Raw genomic sequence first — 24,149 nt, 5'->3', positions numbered from 1 at the left:
ACTTTTTCAGGAGTGCTTTCATTATTTTGAACTTTACTAGCTTTATGCAAGAATATTGCAAAATCACCACATTTGTTTCTAACAATATGGTTGCTGTAACGACAGTCGATATCGTTCACATTTACTCTAACTTCTTTGAACAATCAAGCGACCACGATCCTATTTTAATTCAAACAGAACTTGTAGCAAAATAAGAAAGATATTATTTTTTAAACGAAAAAGTGTTCCAAATTATTTGGAACACTTTTTTATCCTAGTAGATAAACTGATTAATGTTGATCAGTTATTTTTACAATTGTTCGTCCAGTTATATTTCCTTTTAATATCTCTGGAAAAACAGTAGGTAAATCATCCAGCCCAACAACAGTTACACCCTGTTCAAAAAGTTGCGTTGGTTTTAAATCAGAAGCTAATCTTTTCCATAATTGTTGTCTTTTGTTCATTGGACAATAAACAGAATCTATCCCAACTAATTGTACTCCACGAAGAATAAAAGGAAAAACCGTTGTATCTACCTTTACTCCAGCAGTTAATCCACTAACCGCCACCGCTCCACCATACTTAACATTTGCTAAAATTGCAGCCAATGTTTGACCACCAACAGGATCTACGGCTCCAGCCCATCTCATTTTTGCTAACGGTCTAATTTTTTCAGGAACGACTTCTTCTCTTGAAATTACTTCATCAGCACCAATGGATTGTAAAAAAGCTTTCGCCTCTTCTTTACCGGAACTAGCAACAACACGATATCCTTTATTATGCAACATAACAACTGCCATACTTCCCACTCCGCCAGTTGCTCCCGTTACAAGTATATCACCATCTTCAGGGGTTACTTCTTGCTTCTCAAGTGCAGATACGCTCATCGCAGCAGTGAATCCAGCTGTTCCGATTATCATCGCTTCTTTTAAAGATAATCCCTCTGGAAGTTCAACTACCCATTCAGCTGGCACTCGAATATACTCACTAAATCCACCAAAATGAGAAACTCCTAAATCGTAACCAGTTACTAAAACCCTATCTCCAACTTTAAAACTTTCATTATGAGATTCAATTACATATCCAGCTGCATCGATACCTGGTATAAACGGGTAATCCTTTACAATATTCCCATTCGGAATTGTAGCTAACCCATCTTTGTAATTGACGCTAGAATAGACAACTTGAATAAGCACATCTCCTGTTGGCAAATCCTCATTCGTAATCGTTTTCACTTGAAGAGATGTTTCCTCTCCTTGTTTTTCAACAAATAAAGCACGAAAATTCAATTAGAGCACCTCACATTAATAGATTCTAGTACCATTATTCCATACATCTAAGTATAAATAGTACAGAGTTTAGCTTCAATCATTTCTTTTAGATTAATAGAATAATTGACACTAAATTACGAATGATATCTTATTTGCGAACGTATTCGATATTAAGGTTATCTTGGTTCTCAATTTTCACCCCTTTTGGAACTCGCAAAAACAGGACTGTTAAACCGATAAAGTTTTCATCATTATTAAACATTTTTTCACCGGAAAATTGTCTAAATGGAAATTCATGAGATAATTTATTAAAATTCAATCTCGTTTGATTTGATTTTGAAATAATTAAAGTATCCTTTTGAAAATCCATTTGAAAAATTGGAATCTGTTCAGTAACATCTTGATCCATATAATAAGTTTTAGAAGTGTAAATCATCGCTTCTATATGACCAAAATCTGCTGAATTTTCTTCAATAACAATCGGGACTTCTAAATATCCATCATTGATTTCTCGGATATTCAATGATTCCCCTTGAAAATCAAATGCCTGAGAGGTTCTCAATAATTTGGAATCAATTTTATCTAAATTCCCCCTATAAATAGCATCTTGAAAATCATTGACTTCTTTTTCAGCTTTCACGACAAACTCTTTTTTATTTAGTGGCTGTTTTTCATTTGGTAGAAACCCAGCTATAAGGATTGCAATTAACAAGATGATGATATAACCACTAAATAGCCAGTTCATTATTGGTACAAATACATTGCTTTTTGATTGTCTTAAATATCTTAAAAGAAATGCGACTCCAACCAATATAAGGATAGGTAAGACCGTTCCTAGTAAAACCATTATTTTCGTACCTCCAATCTATTATTAATAAGATAAGAGCAATAAAAGAACAGACTACTTGATACAATCACTTTAATGGCAAAAAGAGAAAAAAATGTTTCGTTAATAAAAACTGAAAATAGATTTTGTAGTAGGTTATCATTTGTAAAAGAAATACCTAAAAACAAAATAGGTATAACCAATATGAATAACTTGTGAATTTGAAAAAGCATTCCCAATACATAGGCAAATGAACTTATAAGTACAATATATAGAATAGTTGCCATTAATCCTTTTAGATAATCACCAAAGCCATATGATACGCTATGAATGATTGTTTCATCAAAGAAAAGATAAAGTATGTCTTGTAAAATATATCTAGAGAAAACGGCCATTAATCCAGCAACCATGCTAATTGTCAACAAAAATAAAATGTTTGATAAAATACTACTAAGACGATTGCTCACAAAGGAGAATTCTTGATTACGATAATCTTTCGTTGTAATAGTAATTCCAGTAATAAATGCCCACAATAAAGTAAAGATTAGAACGATATCTGCCGAATAATAAGAAACATGTATATTTACATCTACTGTACTCGTTCCAAATCCACTATTTCCAACACCATTTATTGAAAAGAATAAAGCAATTAACTGTGTAATAATTAGTGAAGTAATAATATTTCTATAGGCGTTTAATTTATATAAATACTGTTTTTTTACAATCTCCTTCAATTGAACCTTAACTAAAGACATCATCAATCCCTCCTTTATTTTGATTTGTTAGATAGATACATATATCATTTGCAGATACTGCCTTTGTCTCGATTCCTACTCTTTTCATCTCCTGTATTTCATTTTCTTGAAAATTATTTTCTAACACCACATATAATTGATCAATACCGATCTGTTGTTCAATAAGAATATCCTTGTTTTTTATGAAGGATTCAACAATAGCTGATTCTCCCTTTAAACCTATCGCCCACTCTTTTAAATCAGCAATCGACATATGCAAATAGGTTTTGCCGTTTTTCAGAAGTAATATATCTTCAATTAAATCTTCAATTTCTTCTAGGTGATGACTGGAAATAATGATTGAACGAGGATGCGCAATATAATCCTTTAAGACAGCACGATAGAAATCTTTTCGAACCGCTGCGTCCATTCCATTTGTGGGTTCATCAAAAATAGTTAATGGTGCTCTAGAAGCTAACCCCAGAATAGCATTAAAGGTACTAGTCATTCCTTTAGATAGGTTCGAATGATAATCTTCTCGATTGAGTGAAAAGTAATCAAATAAACGAATAGCAAACTCTTGATCCCAATTCGGATAAAATCTACCAGCTTCCTTAAGAATCTCACCAAGCTTTAAGGATTCGGGCAAATTCATCTCTTGACTAACATAAATTGAATTAGCGGAAATCAGTAAATTATTATAAGGATCCTCTGAAAAGACCGCTAAATCTCCAGAAGTTTTTTTAGAAAAACCTGTCAGCATCTTCAGTAAAGTAGTTTTTCCAGCTCCATTTCTACCAATTAAACCAGTAATTTTATTATCTTCTAATGTAAAAGTAAGCTGGTTTAAAGCTTTTTTTCTACCGAATTGTTTTGTCAGATTTTTACACTCAATAACATTCATTACCTATCCCCCTCTTTGTTCGCTTTTTTTATCATCTCAATTAACTGTTCTTCACTTACATCTAAGCGACTAGCTTCTAGAACTAATTCTTGCACTAAATGAGTCAAAGTTTGATTTTTTCTTTTATAAAGAATCTTTTCGCGTGCTATATCCGTTACAAACATACCAAGACCCCTTTTTTTATATAAAATATTTTCATCAACCAATATATTCAACCCCTTTGCCGCGGTCGCTGGATTAATATTAAACATCTCAGCTAGCTGATACTGAGAATATACCTTTTGATTACTCACAAAATTGCCAGTCATAATCTCAGTTTCAAGCCATTCAGATATTTGGATATAAATCGGCTTTGACCCATCACTATTTAAGATCAAATTTCCTCCTCCTCTCCAAGTTATATAGTACATTACTGTTGTAATGTACTATATAACTTTTTTGACAAAATGACAATATCATTTACCTAATTAATAAAAAATAATGAATCCAATAATAAAACCCCCCACTTTAATAGCGGGGGGTACAAAAGGGTGTGACCTATAAACTAGTTAAATCTTTATTCACTAATAAAAATAGATTATCTAAAAAAGCCTCCAATAATAGTACGAAGCATATGATGATCCATGTTTAATAAAGATTGATCAGATTTAGATAACAATTCTTTCGTATTATCGCATGTGAATTCAATTGTTCGACTTAAATAAGGGGCAAATACAGCCAGTGGTCGATTGAATTGTTGCTCTTCTTCTCTTAAGAATTCAGATTTTTCTCCGAAAACCATATGTAGATTTTCCAGTTGAATATATTCCTTTATTAGTTCAAATACAGTATCCTGCCTTGGAGGATTTGGATTAGTAACATGATAGATCTTTTGATTTTGACCGTTTTCAAGTGCAGCTAACAATACCATCGACACATAATCAACTGGAACAATATTCGATGATTCTGTAGGATTGACAATTAAACGAAAAGGTAATTTTTCTAACTCTGTGCTTCTTGATATTTTTCTCTTTAAGACTCTTAAACTCTTCATAATTCCGTATAATCCAAAGCTTGTTTCAGCCTTACCAGTAACAGAGTCACCAATAATAATAGATGGTCTTAGTATCGATACCGATAAACGATTTCCATAAGACATCACAATATGTTCTGCTTGGCATTTGGTCTTTTCATAACTATTTACAAAAGCACCTTCTACATTATACAATTCTTCCTTACCGTTAACGGAATGACCAACGGTATATGCCGTACTTACATATAAGAACTTCTTGCACTTAATCCTTAATGCAAAGTCCAGAGTATTTCGCGTTCCCTCCACATTAACCTGATATGTTAGTTCATCATCTTTAGGATCAAACGACAACAAAGCAGCACTGTGATAAATAGCGTCTACTTTTCCGATCATTTCTGAAATTTTTTCCTCAGATAATCCTAAATTATGAGACGTTACGTCTCCCTCTATAATCGTAATCTGTTTGTTTTGTCTTTCAGTAATCGTTTTTAAAAAAGCTTCTAATTTCTTTGCATTCCTTACAAGTAAGAATAGTTCATGACCTTTATTTAATAAATCACTAGCCAATCGTTTTCCTAAAAAACCATTCGAACCTGTTATCAATATTTTCACGTAATTAACACTCCTAAAAAGCAAAATTCATTACTCGTAAAAATTATAGCATCTAAATCCTCGCTATTTTCATGGATGTTCATACCAGTTTTCCCTGTTAGCATAGGCTGTTTTTCCATAGTTCGTTGCCTATAAGCTTTGCTTTCGCATGGCGGGCGGTAAATTTTCTCGATACTTAGCGCCTATCGAGTCCCTGGTTCTCTATTCCCACAAGAATCTTACACCTTACGGTCCAATCGCCTTTTTTCCTAATTCTATTCACCTAACCTTTTTAACGACAACAATCTTTTAGAATACAACCCACACACAGAAAAAAACTTCTCACTTATACAAGCGGAAGTTTTTTCGATTCATTGAAATCGTTTGTCAAGCATTCATAATTCGATCTAAAATATTTTTCTCTAATAATGTTAATGAAACATCAGATAATTCTCGAGGACGTTTTGCCTTATTTTCAATATCCAAAGTAATATTTCCATCCTCTATTAAAATAATGCGATCCGCTAATTTAACAGCCTCGCGAACGTCATGTGTTACTAATAGTGCTGTAAAGCCTTGATCTAACCATAAATTTTCAATTAAGTTTTGCATACCAAAACGAGTTAAAGCATCCAAAGCACTTAGTGGTTCATCTAATAATAATAAGGATGGTTTATGAACAAGTGCTCTAGCCAAAGCCACTCGCTGTTGTTGTCCCCCTGATAATGTGGCTGGCCATTGATTTTTAAATGGAAGTAATCCAACATAATCAAGTGTCTGTTCTGCTTTTTCCTTCCAATCTCCTTTTAATCCTAAACCAACATTATTTAATACTGATTTCCATGGCAACAATCGAGAATCTTGATACATCATCGTAGCACTAGAACTTGCTTCCTTTATAGGTGTATCATTAAATGTAATCGTTCCAGAAGTTGGTTCCTCTAAACCCGCTACTAAACGTAACAATGTACTCTTCCCACTTCCACTTTTTCCAACTATCGCCACAAACTGACCTGCTTCAATTTCTAAAGAAATATTTTTTAAAACTGTTTTTTCTCCAAAACTTTTTTCAATTTGCTTCAGATTAATTCGAATAGCATGGTCGTTCTTAACAACTGATTCTACAAAAGATGGCTCTCCCATCAAAACATCCCTCCATTAGAATTCAAACAATTCTTCCCTAAGTTCAATCATAATTCTGTGCTTATGACTATCGATTATAACTTTTATGCCAACGAAGTGCTTTTTTCTCTCCCCATTGTGCTAGTAAGTCTGCTAGCTTTCCAAATAAGGCATATAAAATGATGGTAATGATAATAATGTCGGATTGCATAAATTGTTGAGCCGTACTTGCCAAGTAACCGACACCTCTTGAAGTAGCAATAGTTTCTGCAACAATTAATGTCATCCACATAATTCCTAAGGCATAGCGCAATCCCACAAAAATTGATGGTAGAGCTCCTGGTAATAATATTTCTTTAAAAAGCTTCCAGCCTTTTAATCCATACATTTTTCCCATTTCAACAAATCCAGCATCAATATTTTTTATTCCATGTAAGGTATTTATATAGATTGGGAAAAAGACTCCAAGTGCTACAAGAAATATTTTTGCTCCTTCATCGATTCCAAACCATATGATAACAAGTGGCACAAGTGCTAAATTCGGTATATTACGAACCATTTGCAGAGTCGTATCCGTGAATAAATAAGAATATCTAGATAACCCATTAGAGATACCAAGAATAAAACCAATTCCCCCACCTATTAATAAGCCTGTTAAAGCTCTGACAACACTGATTTCCATATGGTAAAATAATTCCCCTGTGGTTACTAGATGATAAAAACTAATTAAGACCGTTAGAGGAGCAGGTACTAATTGTTCAGATATCCATCCACTTGCTGTAACAATCTGCCATCCAACTACGAAGATTACAGGAATTACCCACGGAAAAATTTGCTTTAATACTTTATTGTCCATCGTGTCTTATCCTCCATTATTCTATAGGCATATCTTTTGAAACATCTAACTTATTTGGTATTAATCCAATTTCATAATATATATCTGCTTGTTTTTGTTGAGCTTCAATAATTTCTTTATTTATTTTATCTACTGAATATTCACGTCGAGCGGTAGCGCGATCAATAATTTTCTCATCAATTCCTAGCATTTTCGAAACAAGTTTAACCACTTCTGGCTTATTTTCATTTGCCCATTTATCTGACTCATCCGTAGCTTCTAAAATTAGCTTTACTAATTCTGGATGTTCTTTATTAAAATCTACATTAGCATAGTAAAATGTTCGATTTGGATAACCATAATCTTCACCTTCTGTTAAATTAACGGTATCTAAATCAATTTCTGTTCCAGCAAAGAAGGGATCGTACGTTGCAAGAGCATCAATTTTTTTCGTTTCAAAAGCTGTACGTCCTTGCGCCGCTTCTTTTAAATATACCCACTCTACATCGTCAACAGTTAAGCCAACATCTTTAAGAGCTAGTATTGCTAAATAATGATGATTTCCTCCCTTTAGAACACCAATCTTTTTACCCTTTAAATCCTTTACTGATTTAATATTTGAATCTTTATGAACTAATACCCCAACTCCCTCTGGGTTTGGTAAATCAGCCCCAACATAAACGAGAGGTTTATTTCCCGCTTGTGCATTTATACCTGATCCATCGGCAGCATGACCAAAATCGATATTTCCTGTGAATAATCCTTCTAATAAAGCATTTCCTTGGCTAAATTCCTTCCATTCAACCTTATATCCTTTATCTTTAAGCTTCTTCTCAAGAAAACCACTTTCTTTTAAAATATTAAGCGTGTTTCCTTTTTGATAACCAACTCGAACGATCTTTTCTGAACTAGTTTTTCCATTTGATTTCTTTGAACTACCTTCAGCTCCGCAGCCTACAAGTAAAACTGCGAAAGCCAATAATAATGTAATATAATAAAAAATCCGTTTTTTCTTCATATTTATTCCCCTTATCTTATCTATTTACATCAGCTTACTCGGAATTATGCTAAAAAAATGATTGAAATGTATTATTTCTTCTCTATTTTATAAATACCACCTAAAAAACTAAAAGTAGAATTATTAATTCCTCCAGCAAAGGTTACTTTAAAAGGTCTTTCCCCTCTATTCTTTAGTACCGATGAAACAACACCTTCACCAATTGGACTACTAAATACTAAATTTCCACCTGGTAAATGCAAGGCCTGAGATGTCGCTTGGAGTTCCTCATCCATATACTCTTCTCCAGCTGGTAAGCCTAATAATTCCGACCACTTCTTAACTGTAGATTGTAAATCTCTGACAGCAAAATTCACATGTGAAAATGATACTCCCGAAGGATGTGTTGTAATAACTTCTCTCTCTATTAAATCTGCTCTTCTCTCTTCATCACTTTCATTCCATTGAATAATAAATGGTAATTCTAGCTCTCCATTCTCATCCCCTACGTATAATAATTGCCAATCAATTACACTATTATCCGGTCTTTTTCTGTTCATCGATACCGGACCATTTACAGTTAATCCTTTATCTCGAAAAAATTGTGCATCTTTTTCGATGTCAGTAGTACGAATAGCGATTCGTGAAAATCCTTCAATAAAATCATCTTGAACTATCGTTCCAACTAAGCTATGAGCTGGATGTTGAGTTTTTTTAACTAGTTCACGATCATAGGTACTTAAAAATTCGATATAACTTAAATCAAAATAGCTTAGGGCATTATACGTACCGCGATTTTGATGAACTCCACCTTCAGCTGCATAAATTCCGTTTTCTTTTAATTGAGCGATAGCGTCTTTCGGTTCTTCAACAAAATGAACTAAATGATCAAATGCAAAACTCATGTACGAATCCTCCTAAAAATTATAATAAATAATGTGATACAATCTTCACGAATGATTTTTCAATATTTAATAAGGCTCTTTCATCAAAATCAAACTTGGGATGATGGTGTGGAAATTGAGTATTTTCCTTTTCATTTCTAGCTCCTACTTTAAAATAACATCCCGGCTTTTCAAGTAAATAATAGGCAAAATCCTCTGCCCCCATGGACGGTTCAAAATCAATAATTGCTTCATTTGAGAATACATCAGACAAAATATTTTTTACTATATCCGTTTCAATTTGATGATTATATAAGGCTGGATATCCATTCAAATAATCAATCGAAAAATCCGCATGAAATCCACTCGTAATTCCTTCTACAATTGAGTATATTTCATTTTTAACCAATTCTCGTGTCGCATCATCAAATGTACGAACAGTTCCTTCTAATCTAGCTGTATCAGCAATAATATTAAAAGCTGTACCAGCTTGAAAAACACCGATAGTAACCACAGCTGGTTGTAAAGGATTAATTCTACGACTTACTATTTTTTGTAATGAACTTACAATCTCACTTCCTATAACAATGGAATCGATAGAGTCGTGTGGTTTAGCCCCATGACCACCTTTTCCCTCAATCTTTATTTCAAATTTGTCAACCGCTGCCATCCTAAATCCTTCATTAATAGCCACTTTTCCTAAAGGATACTCAGTTGCTAAATGTGCACCAAACACATAATCTACACCTTCCAAAACCTGATCTTCAATCATAAATTTCGCTCCACCAGGTGGTTTTTCCTCTGCATGCTGAAAGATAAATATTATTTTCCCATGTAATACATGTTTGTATTGACTCAATGTTTGGGCTACACCTAATAAAGCAGCTGTATGCCCATCATGGCCACAAGCATGCATTACACCAACATTCTTTGATTTATATTCCACTTGCTTTTCATCCACAATAGGAAGAGCATCAAAATCAGCTCTTAAAGCAATGGTTTTCCCATCTTGATTTCCTGATAGGATCCCAACAACTCCATTTCCGCCAACTTGCGTCCTTACTTCAAGACCAAAACTTTCTAATTTTCCCGCAATAAAGTGTGCCGTTTTCACTTCTTGAAAAGAAAGCTCTGGATTTTCGTGCATATATCTTCTCCAACCTACAATCTGTTGAAAATTCTTTTCTAATTCCTCATTAATGGATTGTTCAATCTCTCTGTGTTGATAAATCACCAAGCTTCCCCCTACTTTCATTTTTATTTCATACCCACTCAATTCCGACTATATAGATATGTTTAATAAATTTAACTTATTATAATCTAATTATTTTGATTATTCAACCGTTTTTTCCAATAATAGCTATATTTATTTTTCCACACAAAAAAGGAAGTAAAATTATATTTTTACTTCCTTTGATTACTCCTATTATAAACTGATTCTCTTTCCACTATTGAAACAGGTAACATATATTCGTTCTTGACAGGCTCTCCTTTTGCTTTCCTCTTTATAATTGCAACAGCAGTTTCTGCTTTTAAAAAGATATTTTGATCAACAGTAGTCAACTCTGGATTACTATATTTACTAAATTGAATATTATCAAAACCCATGATGGATAAATCCTCTGGAATTTTATAGCCCTTTCTTATAAATCCTTTCATTAAACCAATCGCCATAATATCACAAGTACAAAATATCGCATCATATTTATTGATACTATCCGCAATTTTATAAGCAATTCGGATACCTTCATCATAACTATAATTGACATCTGATAAATAAATATGTTCTTTACTAAATTCCATACCGTATGCTTCCAGAGCCTCTTTATAGCCTGCTACTCTCTTCTCAAAAAAATTGCCTCTATCATTCCCACAGCCAACAAAAGCAATCGATTTATGACCTTTTAATATTAAATACTCAATGCTATCAAATGCACCCTTTTTATCCTCTGAAGTAATTGTCACGTATTTTGGGTGATATTCATATTCATCTACTATAACAATTGGGAGATTCATTTGCTTTAAGATCAGTGATAATTGTACAGGAATCTTTCCTAAAACAACAACACCCATAAGAGATTTTTCCATTAATTCTTCATAGGTATATGGAGCTAAAGAATTATAGACACTCACCGATAATTGGTTTTCTTGAGCCGTATACTCGACACTGCTAATAAACTCTTGATAGAAGGGGTTTTTATCCATTACCGCTCTTCGATAATTTTGGTCCATTTCCAAAAAAATAGCGATCGTTGTTTTCGATCGTTTCATTACTTGATCAAGAAATGTAGAGGGTAAATAGCCCCACTCTTCAATTGTTTCAAGTAGCTTATTTTTAGTTTCTTTCGGTATTTTTCCAACTTTATTTTGAATAAAAGAATTAATGAAATCTTGATAAAAAGGTGAATCTTGCATGAATGACTTTGATTCATTGCTTTCTTTATTTGTTCTCTTCGCTAAATTTCTTGCAGTATTATTTGGAATATAGCCCAATTCTTCAATCGCATCGAGCACTCTTTGCTTCGTTTCATCGGATACTTTTCCAATATCATTCAACACATAAGAAACAGTTGCTTTTGATACATTGGCTCTTAGGGCAACATCTTTAATTGTAACTTTTTTCATGATTAATCTTACCCCTCCAAGCTATAAACTATTTCCATTTTCTTTTATTATTTCTTTTTTGTAAACCATTTATAATGAATTAAATAAAGACCTTGTCTATTTTGTGTATTTTAAATATTGCAGAACCTAAGAAAAGCTGAATGATTCATGAATTAAATAAAATATACCTTGCCTATTTCCCATTATAAAAAGGCTGAATCAGAAAGTATACTTCTAACCACTTTCGATTCAGCCTTTATGTTTTATCTACGTTACATTATTTCTTTAATATAATTTTTCAACGTATCTGATTTACCACCGAAGATTGCTTGTACACCACCTGAAATTTCTAGTACACCTGAAGCTCCTAGACGTTTCAGTTCTGCTTTATCAACGATTTTTGAATCTTTAACTTCTACACGAAGGCGAGTAATACACGCATCAATGTTTTCAATATTTTCGCTTCCACCTAATGCTGCTAATACTTTTGGTGCGATTTCACGAAGCTCATCATTTCCACCTTTAGCAGCTGGTGCCGCTTCACCGTCTTTACCTTGGAAGTCAGCTTTTGTATATAATTTTGTTTCTTCATCTTCATCTTCACGACCAGGTGTTTTTAAATTAAACTTCGTAATAACGAATTTGAAAATGAAGAAGTAAAGAGCAAAGTAGACAATACCTACACCAATTACGTATAACCAGTGCGTTGGTACACCAGCACCTGCTGGAAGTAAACCGAATAATGTAAAGTCAATGATACCACCAGAGAATGTCATACCGATGAATACATTGAAAACATCCATTAACATGAATGATAAACCTGCTAGAATAGCGTGGATTACATATAACCATGGAGCTACGAATAAGAATGTAAATTCTAATGGCTCTGTAATACCAGTAAGCGCTGCTGTACCTGCTGCCGATGCTAATAATGAACCAACAACCACTTTCTTGCTTGGTTTAGCTGTTTTATATAAAGCAAGTGCCGCACCCGCTAAACCGAACATCATGAATGGGAATTTACCAGCCATGAAACGAGTTGTACCATTTACGATTGCATCCATTGTTTCAGGAGATGCTCCTACTAAATCTTTCATTGAACCTAATTGAGCAAAGTAAGCTGTGTTTGCTCCATCAATTACTGTTGGAACACCATTAATGATTACTTCAGCTTGTACTAAAGAAGAGAACCAGAATGGTGTATAGAATACATGGTGTAAACCAAATGGAATTAATGAACGTTCGATTAATCCATATAGGAATGTTCCAGCTGCACCTGATGCGTTAACTATATCTGCTAGGGCAGCAATTCCATCTTGAACAAATGGCCATAAGAATCCAAGAATCGCACCAACAAAAGCCATTACTAAAGCCGTGATAATTGGAACGAAACGTGATCCTGCGAAGAATGAGAACATTGGATTGAATGTAATATTATAATAACGATTATGTAACACACTTGTTACTAAACCTGTAATGATACCACCGAATACTGACATATTAAGTGTAAAGATACCTACTGTAGTTGTTACATACGTACCATACTCACCAACATTATCAGGAGTAACTACACCTAATCTTGTGTAACCAAGTGTTAACATAGTAGAAATTACTTGGTGCATGATTAAAAATCCAAAAACAGATGCTAAACCAGCTGTACCTTTATCTTCTTTAGCTAAACCTACAGCTACACCTATTGCAAAAAGGATAGGAAGATTACCAAAAACAATATCCCCTACACCTTTCATAATATTTAAGATACCGTTTACAAATTCAATATTAACAAATGAAATCAACGGATTGTAAATAGAAGGTGCATTTTCTAAGCTTGCAATTCCTAGTAAAGCACCACCGATACCAAGAAGGATACCAGCAATCGGTAAAGCTGCGATTGGAAGCATAATCGCTTTACCAATACGTTGTAAATACTTAAACATATTATTTTTCGTCCTTTCAACATCATTTCGTTAACTAGTTAACCCCTCATTTAGTTAAACGGTTAACTAACGTTAATTACTATATCACAATTACACAGTAAACGGTTACAAATATTTGTGAATTTTTTGTGTCTACCATTATTTTCACTGTAATAGAAGTATGCCCTTGATATATAGTAATTATGAATATGATTAGCAAAAATTATCATAGTTTTTTTTCGGAATCTTCATTGAACGATTATGCTAAAATAGAATTAAAGTTAAGATGTCTTATCTTAGTCCATTTCATCTCTTCATTTTATGTAACCTTTTATTCATATTCCGTTCATACACACAAGTTATACTTAAATTTACATAATACTGTTGATTGGGATTATAGAATAAATACAAATATGCAATATACAATCAAGGAGGACTACACATATGAAAAAGCTGTTTAATTCGGCATTTGCTTATTTAGTTGTTGCATTAATAAGTGGAGTTTTATTTAGAGAATTAACGAAAATCTGGGGAGTTTTTGACACTACAGCTCTAGGAAAAGTACATGGTCATTTATTAACACTAGGTTTTATTATGTTCTTAATATTCCTTTTGTTAGAGAAAAATTTTCAGCTTTCTACTTCAAAAAGATTTAATCTATTCTTCATTCTATATAATGTAGGGTTGATTCTTTCTACTACTATGATGTTTATAAGAGGTATCGTTTCTATTCTTGTTATTAAAGGATCATTTGAATTATCCAATGGTTTAGACGCAGCTATATCAGGTATGTCTGGATTAGGTCATATCATTTTATCTATTGGTTTATTCATCTTTATGTTCATTTTAATGCAAAAGGTTTCACCCGATAAAGAATAAATAACAGATGCTTAAAACAAAGGAGCCACTGAAAAGTGATTTTGTATCACTTTTCAGTGGCTCCTTGCTTTATGTATTCTATATTTTATTGATATGTTTTACTTACGTGTTTTTTCTTTATAAAATACTTTTTCCTATGAACAGAAATAGGCGAAGTAAAGTTCCGATCCAAGCTACACGCTTTCCGCAAGGTGAGTGATCAACCTTTTATGTAAATCTTATTCACTGCACACTTATTTCAAAACAACAATCTTTTAGAAAACATCTTTATAAAAAAGCTAAGTTTACCCACTTCGTTATATACTTTGTTTATTATACTCTTTGCTGGATATAAGAGTAATTTGGAAATAACATAAAATCTTAGAGGGTATCCATCACATTTTGTGGACACCCTCTTACTTACTGATTAAATCTAAAATAGATGCTATTTTATAATAACTATTAATTCATAATACTTTGAAGCAACTCGTATGTCTCTTTAAATCCTGGCTGTGTTGCATTTGCCATTCGATATACCATTTCAATATCTTGATACATAATAAATCTATGATTTGGCAAATTGTAACGCTTTGCTAAATCGATATACTGTTCAAAATTCGCTAATCCCTCTAGTATTTGATTTGGACCGTGGGAGTTAATTTCAACATTAATACTATTTCCATAAATTTGAGCTTTTAAAAAGGCCAAATGAATACGATATTTTACTCCTGAACCAGTCATTTTAAAGGCATTTGGTTGTAAAAAGGCATCATCAAAGCCTAAAGTCTGCCATAATGGAAAATTATTAGACGTTGCATGAGGTGAATAAATAAAATATTTACCTATACTATGTATTTCATTTGCTACATTTTCTATTAAAATTTCATCTTGTGGATTTGAGACCGTTTCATTTAACCAATAGTACCCTTTAAATACTAAATTACTATACTGAGCCAAATCCCATTCCATCTCTACGTTCTGAATATACCATGAAACTAACTTTTGACGTTCTTCAGTTGTATTTGACATAGCAACACCATCAAATCCAACAATATCTCCTTGGCGCTTCGGATATGGTATAGAAAGATACACATTTACTGTCTGATTAACTTGCTTTGCTGCTTCATTTAAAGTATACAATCCACCCTTTTCATCAAATGTTTTATTAACATATGATAACCAATCGTCATAATTAGCTGTATTATTTGGTAGTTCTGTAAATTCTACCTCTTTCGAAGCTTTTCTTCCTAAAAAGATAAAAGTATCAAACATTGTGCCTGTATTGTTTTGAATATCTTTTACCAAATAGGGTTTGTAGTAATCTGTCGAAAAAGCTTGTTTCCGCTCATCACCATTGTATATTAAAACACCCTTTGAAAGGTCTGTTTTACTCGCTGAAGATACTTCCCTTGAAAAGCTAACTAAACCATTATCCACTGGGTGAACGGTTGCTTTATCATAATTCAATGCAAGATTTATCGCCTCATCTGGTTTACGAACTGTATGTAGAACTTGTCCATTTTCTTCAACGGTATATTCTAAAGGTTCCTGATAAATACGACTTAAGAAAGCAGAGAACTGTGCTCTTGTTACAAGCTCTTCAGGTCTGAATGTACCGTCAGTATAACCAGTTGTAACCTTAAATTCAGCGATCCCATCAATGAAAGGGTAGTAACTATTGCTTTTACTTACATCTTTAAAACTTGTTCTCTTTAACCCAACATAATCAAATGCCGTCGCTAAGGCCTTCGCCATTTCCTTTCGAGTTAAAGGATCATACGGCTTAAATTCATTATTTGTTACTGTAAATAAATCTAAGTTAACCGAAGCAATAACTTCATCATAGCCACTCATCGTAGGAACTAAATCAGTTGGAACTGCAACACGCTGTGTCGTATTTGTTTTTTTTAATGCGCGCACTAAGAGGCTAGCCGCGTCCTTTCTGGTCAAAATTTCATTTGGCTTAAATTTCCCATCAGCATAGCCCATAATAACCTGCTTATCAGTCAAAAAATTAATATCATGATACGCCCAGTAGGTTCTTGATACGTCTGGGAATTTAGTACTTGCTGATGCTGATGTAGAAAATACTATAGACAATACTACAAAGCTACATAAATAAAATACTAGTTTTTTCATTATTAAATCCTTTCTGTCGAAATTAAAAGTTCAAATAAGAAAAGCATAACATACTTTTTGACAGAAAAAGTGAAATATATGAAAAAAAAGAACTATATTAAATTTTTTAATCATTCATTTAAAATTTATACATACAAATTTCATAATCATATTCTACTAGATGAAAAACTTATATTCATTTACAACGGCATTTGTTTTATTTTTTGATCAATATTTTTTTCCAACTATAAAAATACTATCCTTACAGCAATAAAAAATACACTAATAATAAATACCTTTAAATGTGAATCAACGCCATTAACAGTGTCAAAAAAACTTGAATGTACTCACCCAAAAGTATAGCTAAACTTCCATTATAAATTCGTCAATAGAAATCGATAAGGATATATCAAAAAAGGTGCCTATAAGTAATACTCATAGACACCTTCACCTATTTTAATATCGGGTTACGCTAATAGCTCAGCAATTTCATTGATTTTCTTCGCACCGAATACCACTTGCTCATCATTAATAATCATTGCTGGAACACTCATTACCTTGTATTGCTTTTTAATATCTTGGAACTGGCTAATATCAACCATCTCTGCTTCGACATTTGGATTTTCAATTGCAATACGTTGTGCCCCTACTACTACGTCTGGACAGAAATGACATGCAAGTGAAACCATAACTTTAATATTAGCTTTTTTATTAATTGATTTAATTGAATCCATAATAGTTGCATCTAATGCTTGTCCTGGTCCTGCTAAGTTGTAAATAGCTAAGATAAATGAATTTAATTCATGGCCACCAGGAACACCGTGATATTTCACACCACTATATTCTCCATTAGCATTTAATAATGAAACAACAGGGTATTTATCCGCATTAATTTTTGATTCCATTTCAGGATTTTCACCTTTATTATATAGCTCAAGATGAACTTTATCTCCTAGCTCTGCTACATCTAATAAGAAATCACGTAATTCAACCGATTTAGGCATGCTTTCATCAACAATGGAAACTAACGTAACATCACTTTCCATTTTACTGAAAATTCCTTTTAATTGGCCACGAATTGCATCGGATAATAATGAGCTTTTACCGCCAGTTGCAGCTGCCGCTTTAGGCTCTTCCTTTTTCGCTGGTTTTTCTTCTTCTGGCTCATCAACAATTCCTAAGCGCTCTTTTTCTTCTGAAACATATTTTCCTGCATCTGTCGCAGCAATCGCACCATCCGCAACAGCTGTAATAACTTGACGTAAAGATTTCGGACGTAAATCACCAGCAGCATATACACCTTTTACATTTGTTTGCATATCATCGTTTGTAATGATATAGCCTGCACGATCCATTTCAATATGACCTTTAAAAAGTTCTGTTTTTGGCTGATAACCAACAAAAACAAATACTCCAAATGTACCATCTTCTTCTTTCGCTTCGTATGTCCATTCTTCTTTTGTTACATTATTAATAAAACGAGCTCGTTTAATCATATCTTCACCAGAAATTTCAAGCATTTCTGTATTAAATTTAACTTCAATTTTATCATTTGCAAATACTTTATCCGCAATAGATGGTGCACAAGTAAATTCAGGCTCACGAGCAATAATCGTTACTTTTGTTGCATAACGAGTTAAATACATAGCTTCTTCAGCAGCTGCAAATCCAGCTCCAATAACAAATACTTCTAAGCCTTCAAAGAACTCACCATCACATGTAGAACAATATGCTACTCCTCGACCTGTAAATTCTGCTTCTCCTGGGAATCCTAATTTTCTTGCAGATGCACCTGTAGCAATAATGATCGCACGAGCTTTCAATTCACCGTTAATTGTTTTAATAATTTTTACTTCACCAGAAAAATCAACATCCGTTACTTCTGTTTTAATAAATTCTACTCCGAAATCTTCATTTTGAAGTCTCATTTCTTCTATTAATGCAGGTCCTGATGTTTTGCGAATTCCAGGATAGTTTACAATTTCTGATGTGGTCGATGTTTGTCCACCGAAATCACTTTTTTCAATAATAGCTGTTTTTAATTTTGCACGCCCTGCATAAACACCTGCTGAAAGACCTGCTGGGCCGCCACCAATTATTAATAAATCATATATTTTACTCATTTTTCGCTCTCCTCGTTGTATATTATTTTTAAAACGATCTACTTTTTAATCGTTACATTCTATCTAAACTACCAAAGTTTTACTTTATCTATTTTTACGTAGAAATGATTAGACTAACTAAAAGGTTAATCGGTTAAATCCATTTCTACATTTACTTTCAAGCTCATGTATTTCTATAAGTACTATGAAAAATAATCATTATTGCTCATCACTGAGCATTTTTTATGTTAACACTATTCAAAAAATATAAAATATTCACTCTTTAATGAAGGCTGTGACAAAAGAGCCTGTCTGATACAAGTCTTTAGCACAGCCTATATGATGTTACCAAATTAACGACTTTGGTTTGCTGTATTCTAAATTACAATCTATTTTGTATAAGTAAAATTAGATTTTACCAACTAAGTCTAAGCTTGGCTCTAATGTTTCTTCACCTGGAGTCCATTTCGCTGGGCATACTTTATCACCGTGTTCTGCAACGAATTGAGCAGCTTGTACTTTACGTACTAATTCTTCAGCGTTACGTCCGATACCTAGATCATTGATTTCGTATGCTTTAATTTGACCTTCAGGGTTAACAATGAAAGTTCCACGTAAAGCTACTCCATCTTCTTCAACTAATACGCCAAATTGTTTTGATAGAGCTTGACCTGGATCAGCTAACATTGGGTATTGGATTTTACCAATTGTGTCTGTAGCATCAGCCCAACCTTTGTGAACAAAATGAGTATCTGTAGATACAGAGTAAACTTCACAGTTCATTTCTTTAAATGTTTCATAGTTATCTTGGATGTCTGCTAATTCTGTTGGGCAAACAAAAGAGAAATCTGCTGGATAGAAGAAGAATACAGCCCATTTACCTTTTACATCTTCTAAAGTAACTTCTTTAAATTCTCCTGCGTGATATGCTTGTACTTTGAAATCTTCAACTTGTTTATTAATTAATGACATTGTGTTATTTCCTCCTGAAAGTTAAATTATATTTATCCTTTCTTTATAATAATTATTAATAAGTAATTAGTCAAGGATAATTTATAAATTATTTCATATTTTACTTATTATTTTTTAGACTGCCTACTAAATACTTTAAATTTAATCTTTTTCATAAACATTATATAAATAATATACGTAACATACTTCTTATAATTTATCTATCGTTATAGTACAAATAGAGATAAGATGTTAAGAATAAGATTAATACAATTTCGTACTATAAATATTCTCATATATAATATTTAATTGAGAATACCTGATAGTGTAAGAATGAAGACACATTATTTATAAATCATCATTTTAATTAATGAAAAACTCTAAAGTATGATTATTGGGACTAGTTGTAAATAATTTACTGTCATTTGCAAACTTTTTTGAAGTAAAAGTTGAAAGAAACATCCTTAATCTTCTTTAATATGCCAAGAAGACAGCCACTAGGTATGTGGATATCATCAACATTCTCTATATCCTATTTTTTCAGCTTTTTATAAAATATATACTACTTTTGTTTTCCTCTTTCTGTTAACTTCAGTTTGCTAATGATTGTAGAAATACGATTCAATGGCAGGCTTAGAAACTATTTTCTTCATGATGAACGCTTTTACTTTATTTTGGTATACGGCAAAAAGGAAAAAACATACAAAAAACACAAAATAATTGTTTAGATTCCACCAATTATTGGGTAATTAAAATTTTTATAAGTTTAAGAAAAAACGAACCATAAATTAAGAAAATTTTAAGAATTGGTTGGTATAGTATAAATACAAATTAAATTGTCTATATTCAATAACATAACTTAGTTATTTTTCTTAAAATATGGTCATAATATCTGTAAAAATAGGAGAGTTAAAACAATGAAAAAATTAAACATTATAAATTTATATTCAATCTTTTTATTAGGGACTTCATTTTTAATTATGAATTATGCGTTAAATGTAGGCTTTATCTTTTTAGCATTATCAGTTGTCACAATATTCACTAAAACATTTATTGAGCATAAGTTCGGAAAACCTGTTCATTATAATCACAGCTAATTTACTCTACATAAAAGTCATTTCTCGTTAATTAGTTGTCAACGGTTATAATACTCAAAAAACACACTATTCCAGCAACATGTTGGTGGAATAGTGTGTTTTTTTGATCTCCGATACTCTATAAAGTTTTTTACTAGCTTTTGCAACTTAATTATAGTAATATATTCACGAATTTAAGAAAAGACTACGAATAGTTGAAATATTATAGATTGTATAATATTTACAAATAATATCAGCAAGTGATTTATACTTTAGGAGATGGATAGAAGTATGGAAGAGAAATATTGTAGAGAATCAAGAGTTTGTAGAACAAGCCGAGTATTTCCAAACGATGTGAATAACCACAATACATTATTTGGCGGAAAATTAATGAGTGATGTAGACCAAGTAGCTTCAATATCTGCGGCACGTCATAGTCGTTGTGAGTGTGTTACAGCATCAACAGACTCTGTCGATTTTTTACAACCTATAAGAACCACAGATTCCGTTTGCTTTGAATCTTATGTGACTTGGACAGGTTCTTCATCAATGGAAGTGTTTGTTAAAATAATTGCAGAAAATTTAAGAAGTGGTGAACGGAAAATAGCCGCAACTGCCCTTTTAACATTTGTTGCTCTAGATGACAATAAGCGTCCTACCGCCGTTCCAAAAGTGATACCTGAAACTGCAGAAGAGAAAAAACTTCATGAAACTGCAGAAGCAAGAGCTATCATGAGAAAAGAACGTAAAAAACATAGTAAAGAACTAGCCCAACACTTAACAACCAATTCACCATGGAATTAAATAGTAAGAATTAAATCATAATATTTAAGCTATATATATCCTTCAATTTAAATAGAAAGCAGATTCTATGTGGATAACTTCTTATCAAGAATCTGCTTTTTCCATATTAATAGGATAATTGGTAAACTAAAAATCTCTCATTTGGGTTTTTTTCATATAAACCAGTTAATCTAACTTCCTCTACCAACTCAAATATCGTTTGATTTTCTAAATAAAACATATATTCATCTGAAGCGTAATATAAAACGATTTTTATTACCCTTGGATTTTGTTCAACAGAAAGTAGTATATTTCGAATTATTTTCATAAAAATTTGGATGGAAAAAGGGTTAAAAAAGTAAAAAATATTGTCAAAAGGATTAATCGTATACTCTTCAGCTAAACAGCATAAAAAGTGTATTTTTTCCGCACTTTTTTTCTTTTTTGAAATATAGCTTTTTTTATTTTCAAGAGCTTCTAAATAAAAAAACTCATTCATTTCGATACCAACAACAGAAGCATTAAATAATTCATGAATAAAAAAATTTAATCTTCCTTTACCACAACCAAAATCAACTATGCGATCTGTACTTTGGATAGTAAGATGCTGAAATAATTGTTCTAATGCAAAATAAGGTGTTGGCTCATATCTGTGGTAATGTATGGATTGATTAAATCCTTTCTGCTCTCCTGCTGTTTTAATGTGCAGCACTTCATCATATTGTATTTCCTTCATGCCCCTGCTCCTTTATATTCAATTCCTTAATCTTATAGCTTCTTTAAAAGTAATGAAAGAATTTTTTTCTAAATGAAGCTCTGTTATACTATTTTTAATAGGCAGTTTTTTAAAAGGTTATTCTTTATAGAGGTTTAGCAAATAGAAATGATTGTTGATTGAGTAAGGGCCAAACTCCTCTATCAGGGAAGCGACTAGATTGGAGTGTACACATAATATTATCCCAAAAAACAGAAGAGTAGTCATATAAAAGAAGTTCATTTTTTATATGACAGCTCTTCTTTATTCTACATACCTTAAAATGAACGGAAATTAATTAATTCCTCTTAACGTTCCTGGGACAATTCTCTTTCTCTATGAATCATTCTCGTTATAATCTATAGCTTACCTCTACCCATGTTAATGCTCCATGACTCTCTAGTAAAACGGCTTGTTTTTCCCCTAAGAATGTCTCTATAGAATCAGGAATTCAGAAATAGATGATGCAACACACCCAGCAAGTGGGACTATATAGGATGTATTTCAAAAAAAGATTCTGAATCTAATTTACAAACAACAAGGAAAATATTACTATTGAATATACAAAATATTCTAAAATAGGGTGAATTATGATAAAAAATTATCAATATTATCAAAAACAGCACCGATTAATCCTTAAAAGCTTTATGGCTATTATTTCGCTGTTATTGTTAGTCGGTATTTCCGTTTCACCTATAAGTTGGAAACATGATTCTCTAGATATGACTATACAGGTGATATTAATTACTGGAATTATTTTATCTCTTTTATTATTTATTAAAAAAGATTCAAATATCTTTAAAACCATGTTTATTTTTATTATTACTGTATATTTGTATTTGAAGTTTTGGACATTTCCTAATACAGCTATCATGTTAAGCCTATTTTCAATGGCTCCTTTAATTCCCATTTTCTTATTTGATAAAATAGGTTTTTATATTGTAGCCTCATTAAATATTATTCTAGGTCCTTCTTTTATTTATATCATTTCTCATTCTAATCTCAAGGACACTTACGAATATGTTTCACTCGATAGCTTTGGAAATATACTAAATTTCATTGCAATCCAAATTATTTTATTTTTTGTTTTTATAGGGACAAAAAATAGAGTCGATTCAACTAAAGCATTTCAAAATGAACTTCAACAAGCCAAACAATTACATTCTATTGGACAATTAGCAGCTACTATTGCGCATGAAATAAGAAATCCTATTACAGTAGTGAAAGGATTTGCTCAACTATTACATCAGGAAAACAATTTAAATGAAAAAGAAAAGTACTTTGTCGAAACAATGCTAACTGAACTAGAATTCACACAGCATATTATAAATGATTACTTGTCTCTAGCGAAACCACAAACCGATAATATTCAATTAATTGATTTAAATCAAGAAATCCGAAAAATTAGTGATCTTCTTACCAGCTTTGCTAATAATCAAAATATCGGCATTCAGCTTAAATTAAAAAATGAATTGTTTATTAAAATGAATCCTATTGAATTAAAGCAAGTATTCGTTAATATTATTAAGAACGGAATAGAATCTATGAAGAATCCTGGTTTCATCATCGTAGAAGCTGATCAAGAAGGTAATATGGCGAGAATTAAAATTACTGATTCAGGAATAGGCATGTCTAAAGAACAAATTGAAAATCTCGGATTACCCTTTTATTCTTTAAAAGAAAGAGGAACTGGAATTGGTTTAACTGTTTGCTATAATATCATACATAAATATAAAGGTAAGGTTAATGTACATAGTCAACTAAATAAAGGGACTACATTTACTATATATCTCCCTTTAAATATAAATTAAAACAAACATCATAAAAACCAC

21 protein-coding genes are annotated in these 24,149 nt (G+C 32.2%); 4 read left to right on the top strand and 17 right to left on the bottom strand.

The window, feature by feature from the left end; all coding sequences use genetic code 11:
* Positions 1–26: 26 nt before the first annotated feature.
* Entirely contained in the window at positions 27–194 is a 168-nt protein-coding gene (locus tag BN349_RS25720) for a hypothetical protein (protein ID WP_157381010.1), read from the top strand.
* A gap of 75 nt (positions 195–269) precedes the next feature.
* Here the strand turns inward: BN349_RS25720 and BN349_RS02545 are convergent, their stop codons facing one another.
* The 13 genes from BN349_RS02545 to BN349_RS02480 all read right to left on the bottom strand — a co-directional run bounded on the left by BN349_RS02545 (position 270) and on the right by BN349_RS02480 (position 13,696).
* Entirely contained in the window at positions 270–1,268 is a 999-nt protein-coding gene (locus tag BN349_RS02545) for an acrylyl-CoA reductase family protein (RefSeq protein WP_019240705.1), read from the bottom strand.
* Positions 1,269–1,398: 130 nt separating this feature from the next.
* Entirely contained in the window at positions 1,399–2,097 is a 699-nt protein-coding gene (locus BN349_RS02540) for a hypothetical protein (RefSeq protein ID WP_019240704.1), read from the bottom strand.
* Positions 2,097–2,834, bottom strand: a complete 738-nt coding sequence (locus tag BN349_RS02535) for a hypothetical protein (RefSeq protein ID WP_148335379.1) — start codon at positions 2,832–2,834, stop codon at positions 2,097–2,099. The genes BN349_RS02540 and BN349_RS02535 overlap by 1 nt, the downstream gene beginning before the upstream one ends.
* Positions 2,818–3,714, bottom strand: coding sequence for an ABC transporter ATP-binding protein (locus BN349_RS02530; protein ID WP_019240702.1), 897 nt, complete (start codon positions 3,712–3,714; stop codon positions 2,818–2,820). The genes BN349_RS02535 and BN349_RS02530 overlap by 17 nt, the downstream gene beginning before the upstream one ends.
* Positions 3,714–4,091, bottom strand: a complete 378-nt coding sequence (locus BN349_RS02525) for a GntR family transcriptional regulator (RefSeq protein WP_019240701.1) — start codon at positions 4,089–4,091, stop codon at positions 3,714–3,716. The genes BN349_RS02530 and BN349_RS02525 overlap by 1 nt, the downstream gene beginning before the upstream one ends.
* A gap of 200 nt (positions 4,092–4,291) precedes the next feature.
* The gene (locus BN349_RS02520) at positions 4,292–5,338 is read right to left on the bottom strand and encodes an SDR family NAD(P)-dependent oxidoreductase (protein WP_019240700.1); all 1,047 of its coding nucleotides are present in this window, start codon (positions 5,336–5,338) and stop codon (positions 4,292–4,294) included.
* A 366-nt stretch (positions 5,339–5,704) separates the two neighbouring features.
* Positions 5,705–6,460, bottom strand: a complete 756-nt coding sequence (locus BN349_RS02510; protein WP_019240698.1) for an ATP-binding cassette domain-containing protein — start codon at positions 6,458–6,460, stop codon at positions 5,705–5,707.
* A gap of 67 nt (positions 6,461–6,527) precedes the next feature.
* Positions 6,528–7,295: an ABC transporter permease subunit gene (locus BN349_RS02505; protein ID WP_019240697.1), complete on the bottom strand. Its 768-nt coding sequence runs from the start codon at positions 7,293–7,295 to the stop codon at positions 6,528–6,530.
* Positions 7,296–7,311: 16 nt separating this feature from the next.
* The gene (locus BN349_RS02500) at positions 7,312–8,292 is read right to left on the bottom strand and encodes an aliphatic sulfonate ABC transporter substrate-binding protein (RefSeq protein ID WP_019240696.1); all 981 of its coding nucleotides are present in this window, start codon (positions 8,290–8,292) and stop codon (positions 7,312–7,314) included.
* 71 nt (positions 8,293–8,363) lie between these two features.
* Positions 8,364–9,176 (bottom strand): VOC family protein, encoded by an 813-nt coding sequence (locus tag BN349_RS02495; protein WP_019240695.1) that lies wholly within the window; start codon positions 9,174–9,176, stop codon positions 8,364–8,366.
* A 19-nt stretch (positions 9,177–9,195) separates the two neighbouring features.
* Positions 9,196–10,410: an amidohydrolase gene (locus BN349_RS02490; RefSeq protein ID WP_051024184.1), complete on the bottom strand. Its 1,215-nt coding sequence runs from the start codon at positions 10,408–10,410 to the stop codon at positions 9,196–9,198.
* A 149-nt stretch (positions 10,411–10,559) separates the two neighbouring features.
* Entirely contained in the window at positions 10,560–11,780 is a 1,221-nt protein-coding gene (locus BN349_RS26075; protein WP_019240693.1) for a LacI family DNA-binding transcriptional regulator, read from the bottom strand.
* A 251-nt stretch (positions 11,781–12,031) separates the two neighbouring features.
* Positions 12,032–13,696, bottom strand: a complete 1,665-nt coding sequence (locus BN349_RS02480) for a PTS transporter subunit EIIC (protein WP_019240692.1) — start codon at positions 13,694–13,696, stop codon at positions 12,032–12,034.
* A 423-nt stretch (positions 13,697–14,119) separates the two neighbouring features.
* Here BN349_RS02480 and BN349_RS02475 point away from each other — a divergent pair, with 423 nt between their 5' ends.
* Positions 14,120–14,554 (top strand): DUF2871 domain-containing protein, encoded by a 435-nt coding sequence (locus BN349_RS02475; protein ID WP_019240691.1) that lies wholly within the window; start codon positions 14,120–14,122, stop codon positions 14,552–14,554.
* Positions 14,555–14,995: 441 nt separating this feature from the next.
* Here the strand turns inward: BN349_RS02475 and BN349_RS02470 are convergent, their stop codons facing one another.
* The 3 genes from BN349_RS02470 to ahpC all read right to left on the bottom strand — a co-directional run bounded on the left by BN349_RS02470 (position 14,996) and on the right by ahpC (position 19,725).
* Positions 14,996–16,672, bottom strand: a complete 1,677-nt coding sequence (locus BN349_RS02470) for a DUF4855 domain-containing protein (RefSeq protein ID WP_019240690.1) — start codon at positions 16,670–16,672, stop codon at positions 14,996–14,998.
* A gap of 446 nt (positions 16,673–17,118) precedes the next feature.
* Positions 17,119–18,774 (bottom strand): FAD-dependent oxidoreductase, encoded by a 1,656-nt coding sequence (locus BN349_RS02465; protein ID WP_019240689.1) that lies wholly within the window; start codon positions 18,772–18,774, stop codon positions 17,119–17,121.
* A 387-nt stretch (positions 18,775–19,161) separates the two neighbouring features.
* Positions 19,162–19,725, bottom strand: coding sequence for an alkyl hydroperoxide reductase subunit C (ahpC, locus tag BN349_RS02460; RefSeq protein WP_019240688.1), 564 nt, complete (start codon positions 19,723–19,725; stop codon positions 19,162–19,164).
* 1,346 nt (positions 19,726–21,071) lie between these two features.
* Between ahpC and BN349_RS02450 the strand changes: the two genes are divergently transcribed.
* On the top strand, positions 21,072–21,584 hold the full coding sequence (locus tag BN349_RS02450; protein WP_019240686.1) for an acyl-CoA thioesterase: 513 nt from the start codon (positions 21,072–21,074) through the stop codon (positions 21,582–21,584).
* A gap of 106 nt (positions 21,585–21,690) precedes the next feature.
* On the opposite strand, the gene BN349_RS02445 is transcribed toward BN349_RS02450, so the two are convergent.
* Positions 21,691–22,299 carry a methyltransferase domain-containing protein gene (locus tag BN349_RS02445; protein WP_019240685.1) on the bottom strand — a complete coding sequence of 203 codons (609 nt, stop codon included), beginning with the start codon at positions 22,297–22,299 and terminating at the stop codon, positions 21,691–21,693.
* Between the two features lie 608 nt (positions 22,300–22,907).
* On the opposite strand from BN349_RS02445, the gene BN349_RS24690 reads away from it, so the two are divergent.
* A complete protein-coding gene (locus BN349_RS24690) occupies positions 22,908–24,128 on the top strand; it encodes a sensor histidine kinase (RefSeq protein WP_019240684.1) in 1,221 nt (406 codons plus the stop codon).
* The last annotated feature ends 21 nt before the right edge of the window (positions 24,129–24,149 follow it).

It is taken from the genome of Bacillus sp. AP8 (assembly GCF_000321185.1).
Lineage (GTDB): Bacteria > Bacillota > Bacilli > Bacillales > DSM-1321 > Bacillus_AD > Bacillus_AD massilioanorexius.
This window is presented reverse-complemented; position numbering and strand designations above follow the sequence as displayed.

Excerpts from the sequence above, each read along its gene's own strand:
- BN349_RS02540 (WP_019240704.1), bottom strand. The coding sequence starts at position 2,097 with ATGGTTTTACTAGGAACGGTCTTACCTATCCTTATATTGGTTGGAGTC.
- BN349_RS02535 (WP_148335379.1), bottom strand. The coding sequence starts at position 2,834 with ATGATGTCTTTAGTTAAGGTTCAATTGAAGGAGATTGTAAAAAAACAG.
- BN349_RS02530 (WP_019240702.1), bottom strand. The coding sequence starts at position 3,714 with ATGAATGTTATTGAGTGTAAAAATCTGACAAAACAATTCGGTAGAAAA.
- BN349_RS02510 (WP_019240698.1), bottom strand. The coding sequence starts at position 6,460 with ATGGGAGAGCCATCTTTTGTAGAATCAGTTGTTAAGAACGACCATGCT.
- BN349_RS02505 (WP_019240697.1), bottom strand. The coding sequence starts at position 7,295 with ATGGACAATAAAGTATTAAAGCAAATTTTTCCGTGGGTAATTCCTGTA.
- BN349_RS02500 (WP_019240696.1), bottom strand. The coding sequence starts at position 8,292 with ATGAAGAAAAAACGGATTTTTTATTATATTACATTATTATTGGCTTTC.
- BN349_RS02495 (WP_019240695.1), bottom strand. The coding sequence starts at position 9,176 with ATGAGTTTTGCATTTGATCATTTAGTTCATTTTGTTGAAGAACCGAAA.
- BN349_RS02490 (WP_051024184.1), bottom strand. The coding sequence starts at position 10,410 with ATGAAAGTAGGGGGAAGCTTGGTGATTTATCAACACAGAGAGATTGAA.
- BN349_RS26075 (WP_019240693.1), bottom strand. The coding sequence starts at position 11,780 with ATGAAAAAAGTTACAATTAAAGATGTTGCCCTAAGAGCCAATGTATCA.
- BN349_RS02480 (WP_019240692.1), bottom strand. The coding sequence starts at position 13,696 with ATGTTTAAGTATTTACAACGTATTGGTAAAGCGATTATGCTTCCAATC.
- BN349_RS02475 (WP_019240691.1), top strand. The coding sequence starts at position 14,120 with ATGAAAAAGCTGTTTAATTCGGCATTTGCTTATTTAGTTGTTGCATTA.
- BN349_RS02470 (WP_019240690.1), bottom strand. The coding sequence starts at position 16,672 with ATGAAAAAACTAGTATTTTATTTATGTAGCTTTGTAGTATTGTCTATA.
- BN349_RS02465 (WP_019240689.1), bottom strand. The coding sequence starts at position 18,774 with ATGAGTAAAATATATGATTTATTAATAATTGGTGGCGGCCCAGCAGGT.
- ahpC (WP_019240688.1), bottom strand. The coding sequence starts at position 19,725 with ATGTCATTAATTAATAAACAAGTTGAAGATTTCAAAGTACAAGCATAT.
- BN349_RS02450 (WP_019240686.1), top strand. The coding sequence starts at position 21,072 with ATGGAAGAGAAATATTGTAGAGAATCAAGAGTTTGTAGAACAAGCCGA.
- BN349_RS02445 (WP_019240685.1), bottom strand. The coding sequence starts at position 22,299 with ATGAAGGAAATACAATATGATGAAGTGCTGCACATTAAAACAGCAGGA.
- BN349_RS24690 (WP_019240684.1), top strand. The coding sequence starts at position 22,908 with ATGATAAAAAATTATCAATATTATCAAAAACAGCACCGATTAATCCTT.